Source organism: Pseudothioglobus sp. nBUS_23 (assembly GCF_051201565.1).
Lineage (GTDB): Bacteria > Pseudomonadota > Gammaproteobacteria > PS1 > Pseudothioglobaceae > Pseudothioglobus.
In genome coordinates, this window is the sequence record NZ_CP179200.1 from 667,993 (window position 1) to 684,339 (window position 16,347).

At 40.8% G+C, this 16,347-nt stretch carries 13 protein-coding genes; 10 read left to right on the forward strand and 3 right to left on the reverse strand.

What is annotated here, in order from left to right; genetic code table 11:
- Positions 1 to 11 precede the first annotated feature (11 nt).
- From ACMAZA_RS03325 to folD, 9 genes are all read left to right on the forward strand, one after another.
- The gene (locus ACMAZA_RS03325; protein WP_435190009.1) at positions 12 to 950 is read left to right on the forward strand and encodes a glutamine amidotransferase; all 939 of its coding nucleotides are present in this window, start codon (positions 12 to 14) and stop codon (positions 948 to 950) included.
- Complete coding sequence (locus tag ACMAZA_RS03330) at positions 938 to 1,780, forward strand: GXGXG motif-containing protein (protein WP_435190011.1); 843 nt, start codon at positions 938 to 940, stop codon at positions 1,778 to 1,780. The genes ACMAZA_RS03325 and ACMAZA_RS03330 overlap by 13 nt, the downstream gene beginning before the upstream one ends.
- 35 nt (positions 1,781 to 1,815) lie before the next feature.
- Complete coding sequence (locus ACMAZA_RS03335) at positions 1,816 to 3,153, forward strand: FMN-binding glutamate synthase family protein (RefSeq protein WP_435190013.1); 1,338 nt, start codon at positions 1,816 to 1,818, stop codon at positions 3,151 to 3,153.
- 14 nt (positions 3,154 to 3,167) lie between these two features.
- Entirely contained in the window at positions 3,168 to 3,554 is a 387-nt protein-coding gene (locus ACMAZA_RS03340) for a hypothetical protein (protein ID WP_435190014.1), read from the forward strand.
- 210 nt (positions 3,555 to 3,764) lie between these two features.
- Positions 3,765 to 6,065 (forward strand): DUF1989 domain-containing protein, encoded by a 2,301-nt coding sequence (locus tag ACMAZA_RS03345; protein WP_435190016.1) that lies wholly within the window; start codon positions 3,765 to 3,767, stop codon positions 6,063 to 6,065.
- Between the two features lie 142 nt (positions 6,066 to 6,207).
- Complete coding sequence (locus ACMAZA_RS03350; RefSeq protein WP_435190018.1) at positions 6,208 to 7,155, forward strand: ABC transporter substrate-binding protein; 948 nt, start codon at positions 6,208 to 6,210, stop codon at positions 7,153 to 7,155.
- A gap of 218 nt (positions 7,156 to 7,373) precedes the next feature.
- A complete protein-coding gene (locus ACMAZA_RS03355) occupies positions 7,374 to 8,420 on the forward strand; it encodes a quaternary amine ABC transporter ATP-binding protein (protein WP_435190019.1) in 1,047 nt (348 codons plus the stop codon).
- A 3-nt stretch (positions 8,421 to 8,423) separates the two neighbouring features.
- Positions 8,424 to 10,835, forward strand: coding sequence for an ABC transporter permease (locus ACMAZA_RS03360; protein WP_435190021.1), 2,412 nt, complete (start codon positions 8,424 to 8,426; stop codon positions 10,833 to 10,835).
- A gap of 115 nt (positions 10,836 to 10,950) precedes the next feature.
- Complete coding sequence (folD, locus tag ACMAZA_RS03365; protein WP_435190023.1) at positions 10,951 to 11,784, forward strand: bifunctional methylenetetrahydrofolate dehydrogenase/methenyltetrahydrofolate cyclohydrolase FolD; 834 nt, start codon at positions 10,951 to 10,953, stop codon at positions 11,782 to 11,784.
- Here folD and ACMAZA_RS03370 read toward each other — a convergent pair.
- The 3 genes from ACMAZA_RS03370 to ACMAZA_RS03380 form a co-directional block, all read right to left on the reverse strand.
- On the reverse strand, positions 11,779 to 12,954 hold the full coding sequence (locus ACMAZA_RS03370; protein ID WP_435190024.1) for an aromatic ring-hydroxylating oxygenase subunit alpha: 1,176 nt from the start codon (positions 12,952 to 12,954) through the stop codon (positions 11,779 to 11,781). The two genes, folD and ACMAZA_RS03370, sit on opposite strands and share 6 nt — an antisense overlap.
- A 12-nt stretch (positions 12,955 to 12,966) precedes the next feature.
- A complete protein-coding gene (locus ACMAZA_RS03375) occupies positions 12,967 to 13,623 on the reverse strand; it encodes a hypothetical protein (RefSeq protein WP_435190026.1) in 657 nt (218 codons plus the stop codon).
- Positions 13,624 to 13,752: 129 nt separating this feature from the next.
- The gene (locus ACMAZA_RS03380; protein ID WP_435190028.1) at positions 13,753 to 14,643 is read right to left on the reverse strand and encodes a LysR substrate-binding domain-containing protein; all 891 of its coding nucleotides are present in this window, start codon (positions 14,641 to 14,643) and stop codon (positions 13,753 to 13,755) included.
- Positions 14,644 to 14,997: 354 nt separating this feature from the next.
- On the opposite strand from ACMAZA_RS03380, the gene ACMAZA_RS03385 reads away from it, so the two are divergent.
- Positions 14,998 to 16,344, forward strand: a complete 1,347-nt coding sequence (locus ACMAZA_RS03385; RefSeq protein WP_435190030.1) for an NAD(P)/FAD-dependent oxidoreductase — start codon at positions 14,998 to 15,000, stop codon at positions 16,342 to 16,344.
- Positions 16,345 to 16,347: the final 3 nt, after the last annotated feature.

The window sequence follows — 16,347 nt, forward strand, 5'->3', positions numbered from 1 at the left end:
AGGGAGATTATATGTGCGGAATAGCAGGAATTATTCATAAGAATGCCGGCAAAGATGTCAACATTGGTGAGCAAATGACAGCAATGTTGCAGGCTTTGAAGCATAGGGGTCCAGATTCAACTGGATATGCTATGTATGGTGAAGATAATGGGAACCATGTGGTTAGGTTTAAGGTTGCTGAGGCAGCTGACCTTGAGGGAAGTTTTGATATACACGCTGCGATTGAAGATAGAATCGCTGCTGTTAACTCGAGAATGGAAGATCTAGGTGCAAAGATTGTAAAGAAAGAGAGCGCAACTGAGTACTCGCATCGCTATGAGATTCAATTCTCTGGAGATATGAAAAAGTTGGCTGACTTTGTTGAAGATATTGAAGGTGTTGAGATCCTTTCAATTGGAAATTCACTCGAATTAATTAAGGATCTTGGGGATGCTGCAGAAGTTTCTGAGCAGTATGGACTGAATGATTTTAATGGCACACACGGAATTGGACACACGAGAATGGCAACCGAGTCAGATGTTGATATTCGCTCTGCACACCCATACTGGGCATATCCATTCAGTGATGTCTCTGTTGTTCATAATGGACAGCTAACAAACTACTGGACGAATAGACGTGCTCTAGAGCTTAAAGGGCATCGCTTTTCTTCAAACTGTGACTCTGAACTTATTGCGGTTTATATAGCTGACAGAATGAATCAAGGTTCAGACCTTGAAACGGCTATGAAGGATTCTGTTGAATATCTAGACGGTGTATTTACATATTTGGTTGCAACTAGGGATCAACTTGGCATGGCTAAGGACGTTATGGCCGCCAAACCTATGGTTGTCTACGAGGGTGATGACATGATTGCTTTGGCTTCTGAAGAGGTGGCAATCAGAACGTTGTTTGATCATCACATTGAAACATTTGACCCATATCACGGGGAGGTAAAAGTATGGCAAAACTAAAACAGGATAAGTCTCATGAAATGGGACTTCATGAGGAGCAGTTAAAAGGAAGAACTCAGCAGAGATTTTTCTCGATTGATGAGAGTGAAAATCTGACGTATTTTCATTCCTTTGAAGTCGATACAAGCAAGAGTGCGACGATTGATGCTTTAGATATGACTCCTAGAGAAATTAATCGTGAAATCAGAGCATTAATGGAAAAAGGTATCGGTGATATTACAGTTGATAACCCGATGTCTAGACATGGCGTTGGTGTTGGTATCTTGAACCGTCTCAACTTAACATTCAGTGATAGCTTGGGCTATTTTGGTTGTGGATTGATCGATGGACCAAACGTGCATATCAAGGGTCGAGTTGGATGGTCATGTGCTGAGAACATGATGGCTGGAACCGTTGTTATTGATGGCAACGCTGGCTCAACTTTTGGTGCTGCGATTCGTGGCGGCGACCTGGTTTGTAAAGGAAGTGTTGGTGCACGAACAGGGATTGATCAGAAAGGCGGAACCATTATCGTTGGCGGTAAGACAGGTGCTTTCTCTGGATTTATGATGCAGCGTGGTCGAATGATCATACTTGGCGATGCAGGAATGAACCTAGGTGACTCAATGTATGACGGCACTATTTATGTGGGCGGTGAAGTTGAAGATCTCGGGGTGGACTGCGTTCCAGGTGAGATGACTGAACTTGATATTCGTTATCTTACTGAAAAATTAGGTAACTACGGTATGAAGGCTCCAAATGGTGTAGAGAAGATGCAAAAGTATGTTTCTGGTAAGACGTTATGGAACTATGACAATTTAGAGCCTAACGAGAAAAAACTTATTCTTTAATCGGACTTTTAACAAATTTAACTAAAGGAAATATTATGAGTGATATAGACGAAAAAAGCATACTAGGTAAAAGTTTTATCTTTCCTAAAGGTGTGATGGATGACATCCATATCAAATCTGATTTGGGTCGTTACAGAATGAGAGGTTTCTCTCTATTTAAAAAGATTCCGACATGGGACGATTTGACTTTTATGCCAGGAACTCTGACGCGTTTCGTTATCGAGGGCTACAGAGAGAAGTGTTTAACTAAAACTATCATTGGTCCTGAGGCGCCAAGACCGTTAGAGCTTGACATTCCTATCTACATTACAGGTATGAGTTTTGGAGCTTTAAGCTATGAAGCCAAAACGGCTTTGGCAAGAGGTGCAACTATGGCTGGAACTGCAACTTGTTCTGGAGAGGGCGGAATGATCCCTGATGAGAGACGCTATTCAGACAAGTGGTTTTATCAGTGTATTCAGTCTCGTTATGGTTTTAACCCAAACCATTTACGTCTTGCTGACAGTGTTGAGTTTTTCATTGGACAAGGCTGTAAAGTTGGTCTTGGTGGACACCTAATGGGTCAAAAAGTGACAGATCAGGTTGCTGAGATGCGTTCTTTACCAGCAGGTATTGATCAGCGTTCTCCTGCTAGGCATCCGGATTGGTTAGGACCGGATGATTTGGCGCTTAAAATCGAAGAGATTCGTGAAGCAACAGATGGACAAATCCCAATTCAATTAAAGCTGGGCGCTGCTCGAGTCTACGATGACGTTCGTATGGCTGCTAAAACTGGTTGTGACAGTATCTATATTGATGGCATGGAAGGCGGAACCGCTGCTGGACCTCATCTAGCGACTGAAGAAACTGGCGTACCAGGAATCGCTGCGATTCGTCAGGCTAGAAGAGCGATTGACGATGTCGGCATGACAGGTAGAATCTCACTGGTTTATGCTGGAGGTATTCGTAACGGTGGTGACGTTGCAAAGGCTGTAGCTTTAGGTGCTGATGCAGTTGCGATCGGTCATGCTTCGCTTATGGCGCTTAACTGTAACAGGGATATTCCTGAAGCAGATTATCCTAAAGAAATGGGTGTTAATGCGGGCGAGTGTTATCACTGTCATACAGGTCGTTGTCCTGTTGGTGTTGCGACTCAAGATCCAGTTCTAAGGCAGAGACTAGATCCAGATGCGGCTTCAGAGAGAGTCTATAACTTTTTACATACCTTAGCGATAGAGTGCCAGCTTTTTGCTCGTGCTTGCGGTAAGACAAATATTCACTCACTAGAGCCAGAAGATTTGGCTGCTTTAACTATGGAAGCATCAGCATGTGCTCAAGTTCCTATTGCAGGTTCACAGCACACTGTTGGTCGTCCAGATTTGACACGCTTTTAAAGATAGGAGAAATTATGAGCAATAAAGAAGAAGAGTTTGTTGTTGGAGCTGATGGTCTTGACACTGATCGTGAAAAAGATATTGGTCAGCATATTGGTTATCGATATGACGTAAACCTTGTTCCTGACCTTAAGTTTATTACTCCTTTCTTGCAGAAGTATATCGACAAGATGGGTTGGAAAGATTTGAACTGGTTAGAGGACGTTCATATGGGTTATGAAGAGGATCAAGCCGCTGTATTTGACAGAAATATCAATGGCTGGGTGACAATTCCTGATTCAATTAAACTCCCTGACAATCAGCAAGAAAGAGACATGATTGCACGCGAACTTTTAATTAAGTTTCAAATGTCAGAAAACCATCCAATGGTAGATCTTAATAACGCTTACCGTAAATTCTAATTACAGTAAGCAACAAAAAGGGGAAGATTTAAGAGAGTTTCTCTCTTTAAATTTTCTCCTTGGTTTTTCGGCACCTCACCCCCTGAGGTGCTGAATAAACTAAAAAATATTCTTTTGAGTATGGAGTTATTCTTAAAAATGAATTTATTCAAAATAATCAACAGATAATTCTATGTATACTCAAACATTATTAAAAGGGGTTTTTAATAAATGAGAGTTTCGAATATTAAATATGATGGAGATTTTGAGACTTACCAAATCCATGGTGGTGAAGCGATCTCGATTGATTTAAAAAAGGGCGATTCAGTTGAAGTTGTAGATGTCGAAGGAGATCAAAATTGCAGTGTTTTAGCATTTGACTCTAAAAAAACCTCCGCATTAAACTCCTTAAATTGGAGAACAAAGCCAAACAAAAAAACAAACAAAATTCCCTCTAAAGATTGCTCAGAAGTACTCATAGAGGTGCTCAATTCAAATAACATTAATTCAAAAGAGCTTAATAGCGCCGAGCTATTTTCAGATTCAAGTCCGGCTGAATCGCGTCAATCCTTCTACATAGATAATGACCTAATGTGTGTGTTTGATGCTGAGGGTGGTCCGATGCTGGTCGATCAGCAAAATTCTCCAACAGAGATTTTGATTAATGTTCTTCGAAAAAATCCAACAAAACCTTCTGAACGTTTACCTGAACCTTTAGCAAAACCAACACAAGAGATTAGAATCAAAGATTCCACTGCGGTTGCTTATAAAGTTAAAGCAGGAGAGTACATTCAAATCATAGATGTTGAAGGCCAACAGTGTTCAGATTTTCAAGCTTTTTTAGTTGAAGATTTAAATAATAATGTAGAGTTGTGTCTTGATCCTACTGTGACTCGCTCACAAATGCTGGCCAGCTATCCTGCCCCAGGAACGCATGATAAGTTTTATAACCAAAACTCGATACCACTTGTTGAGGTGATTCAAGATACGGTTTGTCGTCACGATACTTTTGGTTTGGCTTGTAATGCCAAATATTACGAAGATCGAGGCTTCCCAGGACACATAAGCTGTACAGATAACTTTAATTCTTCACTCGCTGAATATGGTGTCAAACCCAGAAGAAATTGGGCTGCAGTGAATCTCTTCTTTAATACCGCTATCGAAGAGTGTCACTCATTGACCTCAGATGTCTCTTGGTCAAGGCCTGGAGATTACGTTTTATTGAGAGCGGTTGACGACCTTGTATGCGTCTCTTCAGCTTGTCCAGATGACACAACCTCAGCCAATGGCTGGAATCCAACTGATATTCATGTTAGGATTTATGACGAATCTAATAATTTTTCATCGGCAACGGCATTTAGGCCTGACCCACAATCCATTCCGACTATGACAAAAGAAACCGGTTTTCACAAAAATACTTCCAAACTAACTAAAAACTTTGACAACTATAACGGCTATTGGTTACCGCTTGAATATGAAAATTTGGGGGCAATCAAAGAGTACTGGCAATGCCGTGAAGGGGTAGTCATGATCGACCTAGCGCCGCTGAGAAAGTTTGAAGTGTATGGTCAAGATGCAGAAGCTTTGATGCAGTATGCCATTACTAAGGATGTTCGTAAGCTAGCCATTGGACAGGTGGTCTACTCAGCAATGTGCTATGACAACGGCTGTATGGTCGATGATGGAACGCTTTTCCGCCTGGATGAAAACAACTTCCGATGGATTGGTGGTTCTGATGATGGAGGCAAATTACTCAGAAAGATTGCAGAGGATAGAGGTCTAGATGTTCGTGTTAAGTCCTCTACAGATCAGCTTCACAATGTCGCAGTTCAAGGGCCAAAAAGTAGAGAGACGCTCTCTAAGATTATTTGGACACCCAAATTACAGACCACGATAGAAGATCTTAAATGGTTTCGTTTCACAATAGGTCGTATAGGGGGAGAGTTTGGAATACCTGTCATGGTTTCCAGAACGGGTTACTCTGGTGAACTTGGTTATGAAGTGTTCGCTCATCCTAAAGATTGCGAGGCTGTTTGGGATGCTATTTCTGAGGCTGGTGAAGAGTTTGGCATTTGCCCTCTAGGGCTATATGCACTTGACATATTGAGAATTGAGGCTGGATTAATCTTTGCAGGTTATGAGTTCTGTGACCAGACAGATCCATTTGAGGCTGGTATTTCGTTTACAGTTCCGCTCAAGACTAAAGAGGATGATTTTTCCGGAAAAGAATCTTTAATTCTTCGCAAGAATTCTCCCCAAAGGGTTTTGGTTGGGTTAGAATTAGAAAGTAATGAGGTTGCGCTCCATGGTGATGGGGTGTATATTGGGAAACAACAGATAGGAATAATTACAAGTGCAACGCGTTCACCGATACTCAAAAAGAACATTGCATTATGCAGAATTTCAGTTTCGGAATCAGACATTGGTACTGAAGTTGAAGTAGGAAAATTAGATGGGCATCAAAAACGCTTACCTGCAAAGGTAGTCAGATTTCCATTTTATGATCCTGAGAAGACTCGAGTAAGAATGTAGTTTTCTTAAAGGGAGAGACAATCTTAGAAAAGTAATTGATTTCTGAGGGTGTTAGTATGGTTTTTTAGTAGTATTTGTTAAAGAACCATTTTTTGTTAAATGTTTATTAAATATTTAATGTAACAAAATAAAGGAGAAGTAAATGAAAAAGTTTACAACTAAAGTAGCTGCAGCTGCTTTGTCGATGACTTTGGCTACGGTATCCGGTCAGGCTATTGCTGACTCATCAAAGCCAATTGTTATTCCGACACATAACTGGTCAAGCCAGGTAGTTATGGCTTATGTTATCGGTGGAATCTTTGAGGACATGGGTAACAACGTTGAGTACGTTTCAGCTGATACTCAAGGTGTTTACGAGTCTATTCGTAATGGTGACGTAACTATCTCTCATGAAGTTTGGCAATCAACTTTTGGTGCTTCATTCTATGCTGCTATGGCAAAGGGTGGACTAATTGATGCTGGAACTCATGAGGCAATGACTCTAGAAGAAGTTGGTGTACCGCAGTGGGTAATTGATGAAAACATGTGCCCAGGTCTACCAAACTATGAAGCGCTTAAGAACTGTGCAGATGTATTTTCAACTGCTGACTCAGGCGGAAAAGGTCGTATCTTAGAGGGACCACAAAGTTGGCATGGTGATGTTTATCCTAACCGTGTAAAAGCTCTTCTAGGAGACGAATGGATGGTTAAGTTTGCTGGAAGTGGTGATGCACTTTGGGCAGAACTCGACTCAGCTAAGAGAGAAGGACGTGCTACATTGATCTTTAACTGGACTCCTAACTTTACTGATGCTGATGGCTTTGTTTTCATCGAGTGGCCTGAGTACTACCAAGGTTGTAGAGTAGCTGATGGTGGTGACGGTGGTTGTGGATCACCTAAAGGTTGGTTGAAGAAAGCGGCGAACTATAAGTTCCCTAAAACTCACCCAGATGCTTACATGGCGTTCTCTAGAATGTCTTTTGATGCTGGTATGATTGGTTCTATGGCTGCTCTTGTTGACCTAGATGGTATGACTCATCAAGATGCTGCTAAGAAGTGGTTAGCTGACAACGAAGACACTTGGAGAGCTATGACAGGTGTTGGAATGTAACAAAAACACTTAATTGTGTAAAAATTCTCCTGGGTCAAACCCAGGAGGAAATACCTCCATAACTATTTAACTAAGTTACACTCTTCTCAATCATTTTAATTGATAAAAGTGAACTAACCTAGCTAGGAATGGGGGTTTTTTTTCGTCTGTGATACTTAAAATTACATATAATAAAAATATATCAACAAGATATATTGTCAAATTAAGGAAAACAATTTATGCCTTCACAAGAGCCCGTCGTTAAGTGCGAATCTGTCTATAAAATTTTCGGAGAAAATGCAGAAAAGCTTTTGAAAAGCTCCAACGGAAAGGTTGACGCTAAAGAGTTCCAAGATGCAGGTTGTGTAGTCGGAGTTAATAACGCCTCGTTTGAGGTCTATCATGGCGAAATGCTTGTCATTATGGGTTTGTCTGGTTCAGGCAAATCAACCCTTCTAAGATGCATATCAAGGTTAACAGATACAACTGCTGGAAAAATTTTTATTGACGGTGAGGACCTACTTAGTCTGAACGGTAAAGAGCTCATTGAGCTCAGAAGAAGCAAAATGGGGATGGTGTTTCAAAGCTTTGCGCTCCTACCCCACAAGACGGTTCTAGAGAATATAGCTTTTCCATTGCAAGTCAAAGGCAGCAGTACCCAAGATAGTATGACCCGTGCCATGGAGATGGTTGAATTGGTTGGTCTTGGAGGCCGAGAGAATTACTTTCCAAGAGAGCTATCTGGAGGTCAGCAGCAGCGCGTAGGAATTGCACGATCGCTTGCAGTTGAGCCAGATATATGGTTTCTGGATGAGCCGTTCTCTGCACTTGATCCGTTAATTCGTAAAGAGATGCAAGATGAGTTTCTGAGACTTCAAGGAGTACTTAATAAAACCATTTTGTTTGTGACTCATGATTTTGATGAGGCTTTAAGGCTGGCAGACCGAATTGCTATTATGAAGGATGGCATTATTGAGCAATTAGATACGCCTGCAAACATTGTTCTTAACCCAGCAACAGAATACGTTCGTAAATTTACTGAAGAGGTTCCAAGGGAAAAGGTTCTCAAAATTGAATCTGTCATGGATCCTGTCGATGACAATGCAGAGTTGAGTGATCTTCAGGTGTCTAAAGATGCCATTATTGAAACGGTTGCTGAAGAAGTGCTGAGTCAACAGAAGCCTGTTGCAGTGCTTGATGATGATGGAAAGACAATTGGGTTACTGAATTGCTCTACGATTCTTCACATACTCTTCGGTGATCGCTCTGGCGAACAGAAAGACTAAATTATGGAGTTTTTAACAAAGAATAAAAAACTAGTTCAGTTAGCTGTAGTGTTTTTTGGCTTCTTTGTTCTAGTTTTAATGACAGGGCAGTACAGCGAAATCATTGATGTTCGCGACGGCTTTACTAATGCAGTTGAGGATGGCAAGATAGTTGCAGTGACTGGATTTTCAGAGTCCATCAGTATGATTATGAGTGGGCAGTTACCCCCTCAACTGGTGAGAATACCTCAGCTCAATTTTTTGAATCCTGTTTTCAGTAATTCTGGGATTTATCTATTCGTTTCTTTGATGATAATTCTGGGATTAGTATTCAGAAATTATTATTCGGTTTCTCAATCTAAAATTATCAACCCAGCCGGTTGGTTTAAGGAGAACTGGACAAAGTTGTTCTCCTACTCGATAGTTTCTTTTTTTGCTGGTTTGTTTATTATTCCAACTTTAGTCACTTGGATTTTTGGTAATCCAGGTTCGAGCAGTTTTTGGAATCTACCTACCATTGTGACTGATTTTGCAAACTTTTTAATGTATGACTGGTTTCCAGTTCAGGTTTATGACCCCGATATTGAGGAATTTGAAGATAAGGCATTAATTTTTCAAATTACAAGGGGCATCTCTGCTGGGCTTTTATTTAGTATTGAGCTAATACGTGAAATTCTTTTAGGTGGAATCAAGACGATTGTTACTTTTACAAGTTGGGACTGGATTGATGAAAACCCATGGGCCGTTTGGCCAGCACTTCCTTGGACTGTGGTTTGTGTAACTGCAACGATGATGGGTTATGCCCTGCAGGGAAGAGGTCTGGCTATTTTAGCTGCTTTTTCAACTATCTATATCTCTGTTTTTGGGCAGTGGCAACCCTCAATGGAAACCTTGTCGTTTGTGTTAATTGCTGCTCCAGTATCTTTCGCACTAGGCTTATTTTTTGGAGTGTGGTCTTTCAAGAGTAAGACAGTTGAATCTGCCCTGACACCGTTTCTTAACATTGCGCAGACAATGCCTCACTTTTCTTACTTAGTACCAGTTATGGTATTTTTTGGAATTGGAGATCAGGCAGGTGCTATTGCGACCATTATTTTTGCGACTCCTCCAATGATTAGGCTCACTTTGCTTGGCCTCAAAAAAGTTTCACCTGAGGTTTTGGATGCTGGGATGATGAGTGGCTGTACAAGTTCCCAGCTCATGTTTAAAGTTCTGATTCCAACTGCAAGGCGTGACATTTTAATTGGTGTAAACCAAGTCATTATGCAGTGCCTAGCTATGGCGGTTATAGCATCCTTTATTGGAGCGAAAGGACTTGGTTTTAATCTGCTTTTAGCGCTGAATCAGCTCAGGGTAGGCTTAGCAATGGAGCTTGGTATTTGTATTGTTCTGATTGCTGTATTGCTGGACAAATTGTCACTTGCTTGGGCGAACAAACAGACTGACTACTTTGCAGATCTTCCTTTTATTCAAAGGCATAAATGGTCCCTTTTATTTGTAGTGATTCTCTTTTCAGGTTCAATTATTGCTTATGTTGGTACTTTTGTATTTAATGGGGGTATTAACTACTTCTACTTAATTCCTCATAACAAGGGCGTCACTCTGGAGCCAATATTGCAAGGAGGAATCGATTGGTTTTTAGATACTTTCTTTTTTGCCCTTCAAGGCTTCAATGAATGGCTTATTGTGGATGTGTTATTTCCTATGAGGGAGGCATATTTGTCGATGCCTGTTGTTGCAACATTCTTTTTAGTCATGGGTATTGGTTACATTGTTGGCGGAGTAAGGTCAGCTCTCATTGTTGGATCTTTTTTACTGTTTATTGCCGTTCTGGAGTGGTGGGAAAGAGCCTTAATTACCGCCTATATGGCTAGTTTTGGAGTTATAGTATCAGGCATTATTGGTATCACTGTTGGCTCATTGTGTGCACAAAGCAGAGCTGCAACTAAAGTCATCTTGTTAATTTGTGATACCTTTCAGACGTTCCCATCCTTTGTCTACTTAATTCCAGTCATGATTTTATTTGGAATCACTGATACTTCTGTTCTAATTGCAGTTATTGTGTATGCTACGATTCCAGCAACGAGATATACCGTAGAAGGTCTTATCAGCGTTCCTGAATCACTCCAAGACGCAGGCTCAATGTCTGGAGTGACCAAGATGCAGAGATGGCTCAAGATTGAACTTCCGCTCGCATTCCCTCACATCATTTTAGGGATTAATCAGACTGTCATATTCGCTTTATTTATGGTCATTATCGGCGCCTTTATTGGTACAGAAGATTTAGGTCAATACATTATTAAAGCCTTGTCTGATAAGCAAGGAATTGGTAATGGCCTATTGCTTGGGCTTTGTGTTGCTGCAATAGGACTGACTGTTGATCATCTGATTCAGACCTGGGCGACTCAGAGAAGAAAGCTTTTAGGAATTGACTAAACAAACAATCTGGACTATCCCTAAAATTCAAATCTAATTGAAATTAATTAATAATTTTATTTGACATTCCATCGATAATAACGATCATGCAAACTAATATATTGGAGATCTTTAAATGAAGATTATTGACGGCAAAACACTGGCTCAAAATCTTAGAAAAAATATTGCAAATGAGGTGAAGCAGTATTCGAGACCTCCTGGGTTAGCAGTCGTTCTAGTCGGGGATGATGAGGCCTCTCAGGTGTATGTCAGAAACAAAACAAGAGCCTGCGTTGAGGTTGGCTTTTATTCAGATCAAATTCACAAATCAGCAAATATAACAGAAGAGGAGCTGCTCTCAGAGATTAATCGCCTGAATGAAAATAAAACCATAGATGGTATTTTGGTTCAGCTTCCATTGCCACCCCATATCGACTCGAATAAAATTATCGAAGCAATAATTCCTGAAAAGGATGTGGACGGCTTTAGTAGTGAAAATGTTGGCAAGCTAAGTCTAAATAAGTCATTTATTAGTCCGTGTACGCCCAAAGGCGTAATGAAAATGCTTGAATCAATCAAGTATGACTTGCGCGGTAAGGACTGCGTCATCATTGGTGCATCTAATATTGTAGGTAGACCCATGTCGATGGAGCTTCTCAATGCTGGGGCAACAGTACAGGTGTGTCATAAAGGCACAAAAAACATCACTGAAAAAACAAAATTAGCTGATGTCATTATTGCTGCTGCGGGAGTAGCGAACCTTGTTAAATCGGACTGGGTTAAGGAGGGCGCCGTGATTATCGATGTTGGCATCAATCGTCTTGATGATGGCACTCTTGCCGGCGATGTCGATTTTGATGATGTTAAGGATATAGCCTCTGCAATCTCACCAGTGCCTGGCGGTGTTGGGCCGATGACGATTGCTGTTCTTCTTGAGAATACTCTGATTGCCTATCAAGCAAAACTATAAATTAGTGACATTCTTTAATCTAAACTCTTGTACTTTCGTTGCAACCCAGTGATGAAAGCAATGCGTAGCGCTATCCATTACTGGAGAAAACTTACCACCATCGAACATTAAGCCGCTTCTTCCACTCTGCATTCCTTCGACAACGCCTATATCCTCGCTAAAGACCGTTTTCCAAAAAGATGCATTCGATTCGATTAGGCTATTTAATTGAGGCATTTCAGATGGATTTTTTGCATAGTAAAGCGATACATGTTCGACTGTTTTATGGGTAGAGAGTGGCTCAATGATTATCGAAAAGAAGTGGTCTCTATGAACACCCAGAAGTACATTTGGATAGAGCGCAATATATTCACTGGTAGTATCCCATTTCTCTGAGAGGCTTTCAAAATCTGGAAACACATTTCCGTTGTCATCCTTGATTTGATTGTATACGTGAGAACCCTGCCCAGAAAAGTATCCCTTCTCTTCGATGTGATAGTGATCTTCTATGCTCGAGGTGATGTTGAGCTCGGGATGAACCCACGGCAAGTGATAACTCTCGCAATAGTTCTCAACAGCAAGCTTCCAGTTTGTATCCAGGCTCAATGAGAAGGAAGAGTGCTCGCCGCCATGAAAGAGAGGTTTGACAAACTCTGACCATCTCTTAATAACTTTAGAGGCGTATTCTGAAAATTCTGGTGCGTTATTGGATATATTGACAAAGACGATGTCTTGCCAAACTGCAGATCGGATTTCAAACAAACCCAGTTCATCATTTTTAATTGACTCATGGCTATTTGTATCAGTCCCTCCAACCATTGGGGTGGCGCAGAGCTCTCCAGTTAGATTGTAGCACCAACTATGATAAGGGCAGCGTATGACTCCTTTGATGTTGGTGGGTTCATTAATTAAGATCATTCCTCTGTGACGGCACGTATTCTGAAAGACATTGATATTGCTATCACTGTCACGAACCATAATCAAAGGCATACCTAAAAAATTTATTGGCTTTACATCGCCTGGGTTTGGAATATCTTTTCCTGTTCCTATGGCCGACCAGTTATCAAATAAAATGGCTTGTTTCTCTTCTTCAAAGACCTCTTGGCTTACATAATGCTGATTCGGTAAACCCTTTGCTTTGTCGGTTGAAGTGAGCACAGCATCAAGATTGCTTAAATTAGATTTGTTCATGGTTCTAAAAGATTAAGGCTCGTACTCTGGGTATGCCAAGGTTGCAACGAGATGCGTTCTAGGTTTGTCTCCACCATTGAGAGCGGTATGGTAGCCGCGCGTATCCGTGAAATAGACTGAGCCATCGGCAGGAAGATGAGTGCAGTGATGATTCACTATGAATAACGAGCCAGGGTTGGTATAAATTGGGATGTGAAGCCTTGGCTCTGGATCCCTATGCCAAGAGTTACAATTAAAGCTATCTTTTTCAAGAATTCGAACTCTTCCAATGGGGTAGCGCGCAGTTAGCTCATCATAGATTGTTTCAAAATAGGTGCCCTTGAAAATATCGACAAGCTCAGAGAATGATGCCTCGTCAACGAGTTCATCCTTCGCAATCTCTTGATAGCTCTCGTCAATTCGAGTGTAGTAGCGACCAACTAAATCTTTGTCCGCATCTATAGAGCTATTTTTTCTTTTAGTCATTGCAAGAGCATGAAAACCAGATGCAGCAGTTTTGAACTGTGCGCCAGCTTTTATATCATCTAGTGCTTTCCGTATTCTCTTTATGTCAAACTTAAGCTTGAGCTTTACGATGTGCTCATTGCCCTTAAAAGATGCAACAGAAGCTATGTCAACTCGCTCATTAATATAAGAATTTAATTCTTTTGTGTCCTCTGAAATGCCCATCTTTAACTTAATATTAACAATAAATTTCTAGAAACGTCTTAAAATGACATCATACTGTTTATTGATTTTAAAGAAAGACAATAAAATTCAAATAAAAAATTGAATATTTTTCATTTGCGTGAAATTAAACTAGGGTTTAGCGATTAAGAAGTCCCTTAGTATTTTGACGTTTTCCGGAAGCAATTCTTCTTTTTCACTCATGATGTAGAGAGCAGAAGGCGCAGGGATCGATGTGTCTCCATAGATTATAAGTTCACCACTATCAATCTTAGGTTTACAAAGATGTTTCCATCCTAGAACAATTCCCATGCCGTCACTGGCAACTTGAAGCCCAATCATGTAGTTATTCACATGGGTGCCCGGTGCAATCTTTCCTTTGTATCCTAGAGCATTAAACCAAGAAAACCAATTCGACCAGTTTTTATCTTTAGCCCGGAGATGAATTAATGGAGCCCGAGCTAAATCTTCGATAGAGTTATATGGAAATTCTTTTGCAAATGAAGGGCTGCACAAAGGAACCAATTCATCTTGAAACAGCGTATGTTTTTGAGTCGACTCGTTTTCAACAAACCCGTAACAAATCTTCAGGTCAACAGCAACACCTTGTGAGTCAGGATTGTCAGTTACATGCTGATTAACCGGAATCTCCGGGTGCTGCTTCCAGAATTCAGCTAATCGAGGTGGAAGCCACATAAATGAAACCGCTGTTGTTCCGCTAATAATAACCTCTTTATCACTGGCAGAACGTCTAAGATTGGCAAGTGTTGAGGATACCGCAGTAAAACTACTTTGGAGAACAGCAAACAAAGATTCGCCATGATCAGTTAAATTATTACCGTGGTGCTTTCTATCAAATAGAGAGAGTCCAAGTTCAGTTTCCAAAAACTTTATTTGGTGACTGACCGCCCCTGGAGTGACTCCAAGCTCTTCTGCTGCACCTTTAAAACTTCTATGACGTGCAGCTGTCTCGAATGTCGCTAGCGAAGTTAACGGCGGTAATTTGTAATATCTACGTGACATAAATATTTCCCTAATGTTGAATACAAGTATACTTACTTTTTACATTTTGTGTTCATGTTGAGCCTTTTTATCTATCAAAGAAGCTGCTAAAATATCTTGAGCATATTTGCGCTAGATGCTTTAATAGCTATTAAAATAGAGATTTAATAAAAAACACAACTCAACTGAAACCCCTTTCATATTGTGTGAATAGAGTCTATATACATTTTTTTCAAGTATATAGAATTATTTTCAATTCGATTTGAATTTTTTAACCTGACATGCCTTTCAAAATATTGATAATTATGCTTACTGAAAAATCATTTATATGTTTGTTTAATATTTCAAAAACACTAAAATCACAAGGAGATTAATATGTCTTTACCAACTCAAGCCGAATACGTTATTGCTGGCGCAGGAATTCACGGATTATCAACTGCATGGCGCCTCGCAGAACGTCTCATTGAAAAAGGCGAGAATGTTGAAGGTCGAATCGTAATTATTGATAAAGCTGACAGAATTGCGGCGGGTGCAACTGGTATCGCATGCGGGGTTGTCCGTAACAACTATTTCCAACCTGCCATGCGTAAGCTGATGGCTCACTCGGTTAGCATTTGGGAAAGCGATCCAGAGGCATTTAGTTATCACGCTAATGGGTATATGCAAATTTCATGTGAAAAAATGAGAGAAGACGTTAAACAAATTCATGCTGAGCAGGCTGCAATTGGATATGAAAGTGTCTTTATTGAAGGTGAAGATGAGTCTCGTGACTACATGCTCAACCTTTTTGAGGATTGGCAGGCTGAGGGCATTACCTCTGTTCTTCATGAGAAGCCGGGCGGTTATGCAAACAACGTGAAGGCCATGGAGGGTCTCTCAAAGAAAGTACTAGACCTTGGCGTAACTGTTGCACTCGAGACAGAAATAACGGGCTTCGAAACCGAAGGTGCTGGGCAGAGCGTGACCGCTGTTGTGACTAACAAAGGAACCATCCAGTGTGACAATTTAATTGTTGGGGCTGGGCCTTGGGTTCGTGATTTTTGGAATATGCTGGGTTTACCAACACAAATTGAGCTTAAAGACCTGGAGGGTCAGGTCCATGAAAATATTGATATGTGGCGTTTTTGGCAATTGGAAGAGGGTGTCTTAGAAATTCCACCTGAAACTCTGGTTACTAACGATGGCAAGATTCCACCAGTTCTTCATGTAGATACGGATGCGCCATTATATTCAACAGTAGATGGTTCACTCATCACCGATCAAATGTGGGGTATTTATTATAAGCCTGACTGGGGTTTTGGGGGTATTCAGGGCGGAGCCTCACCTTACACTGTCGATACGCCAGTAAATGAAGTGGCTATTGACCCTTATGGTCCAGAAAGTAAAGAGTTTACAGCAAGTAAAGATTTTCCAGAAATGTGGGTATCAGCGCTTGCGCATTGCCACAAAAGATTTGAGGGCATGATGCCTCATTATCACAAGGAGCCATCGGGTGGAATTGGTTGCTTTACTCCGGACAGCTTCCCTGTCATTGATACCTTTAACAATAATGTAACAATCATTGCAGATAGTAACCACGGCTATAAAATGTTGGGTGTTGGTTGCTTAGTTGCTGAGGAATTGCTAGGCGAGAAGCAAGAGCTTCTTGAGCCTTTCAGGTTCAGTCGTTTTAAAGAGGGTAAATTACACCCAGTTTCTAACAGTCCTTATCCTTGGAGTTAAATT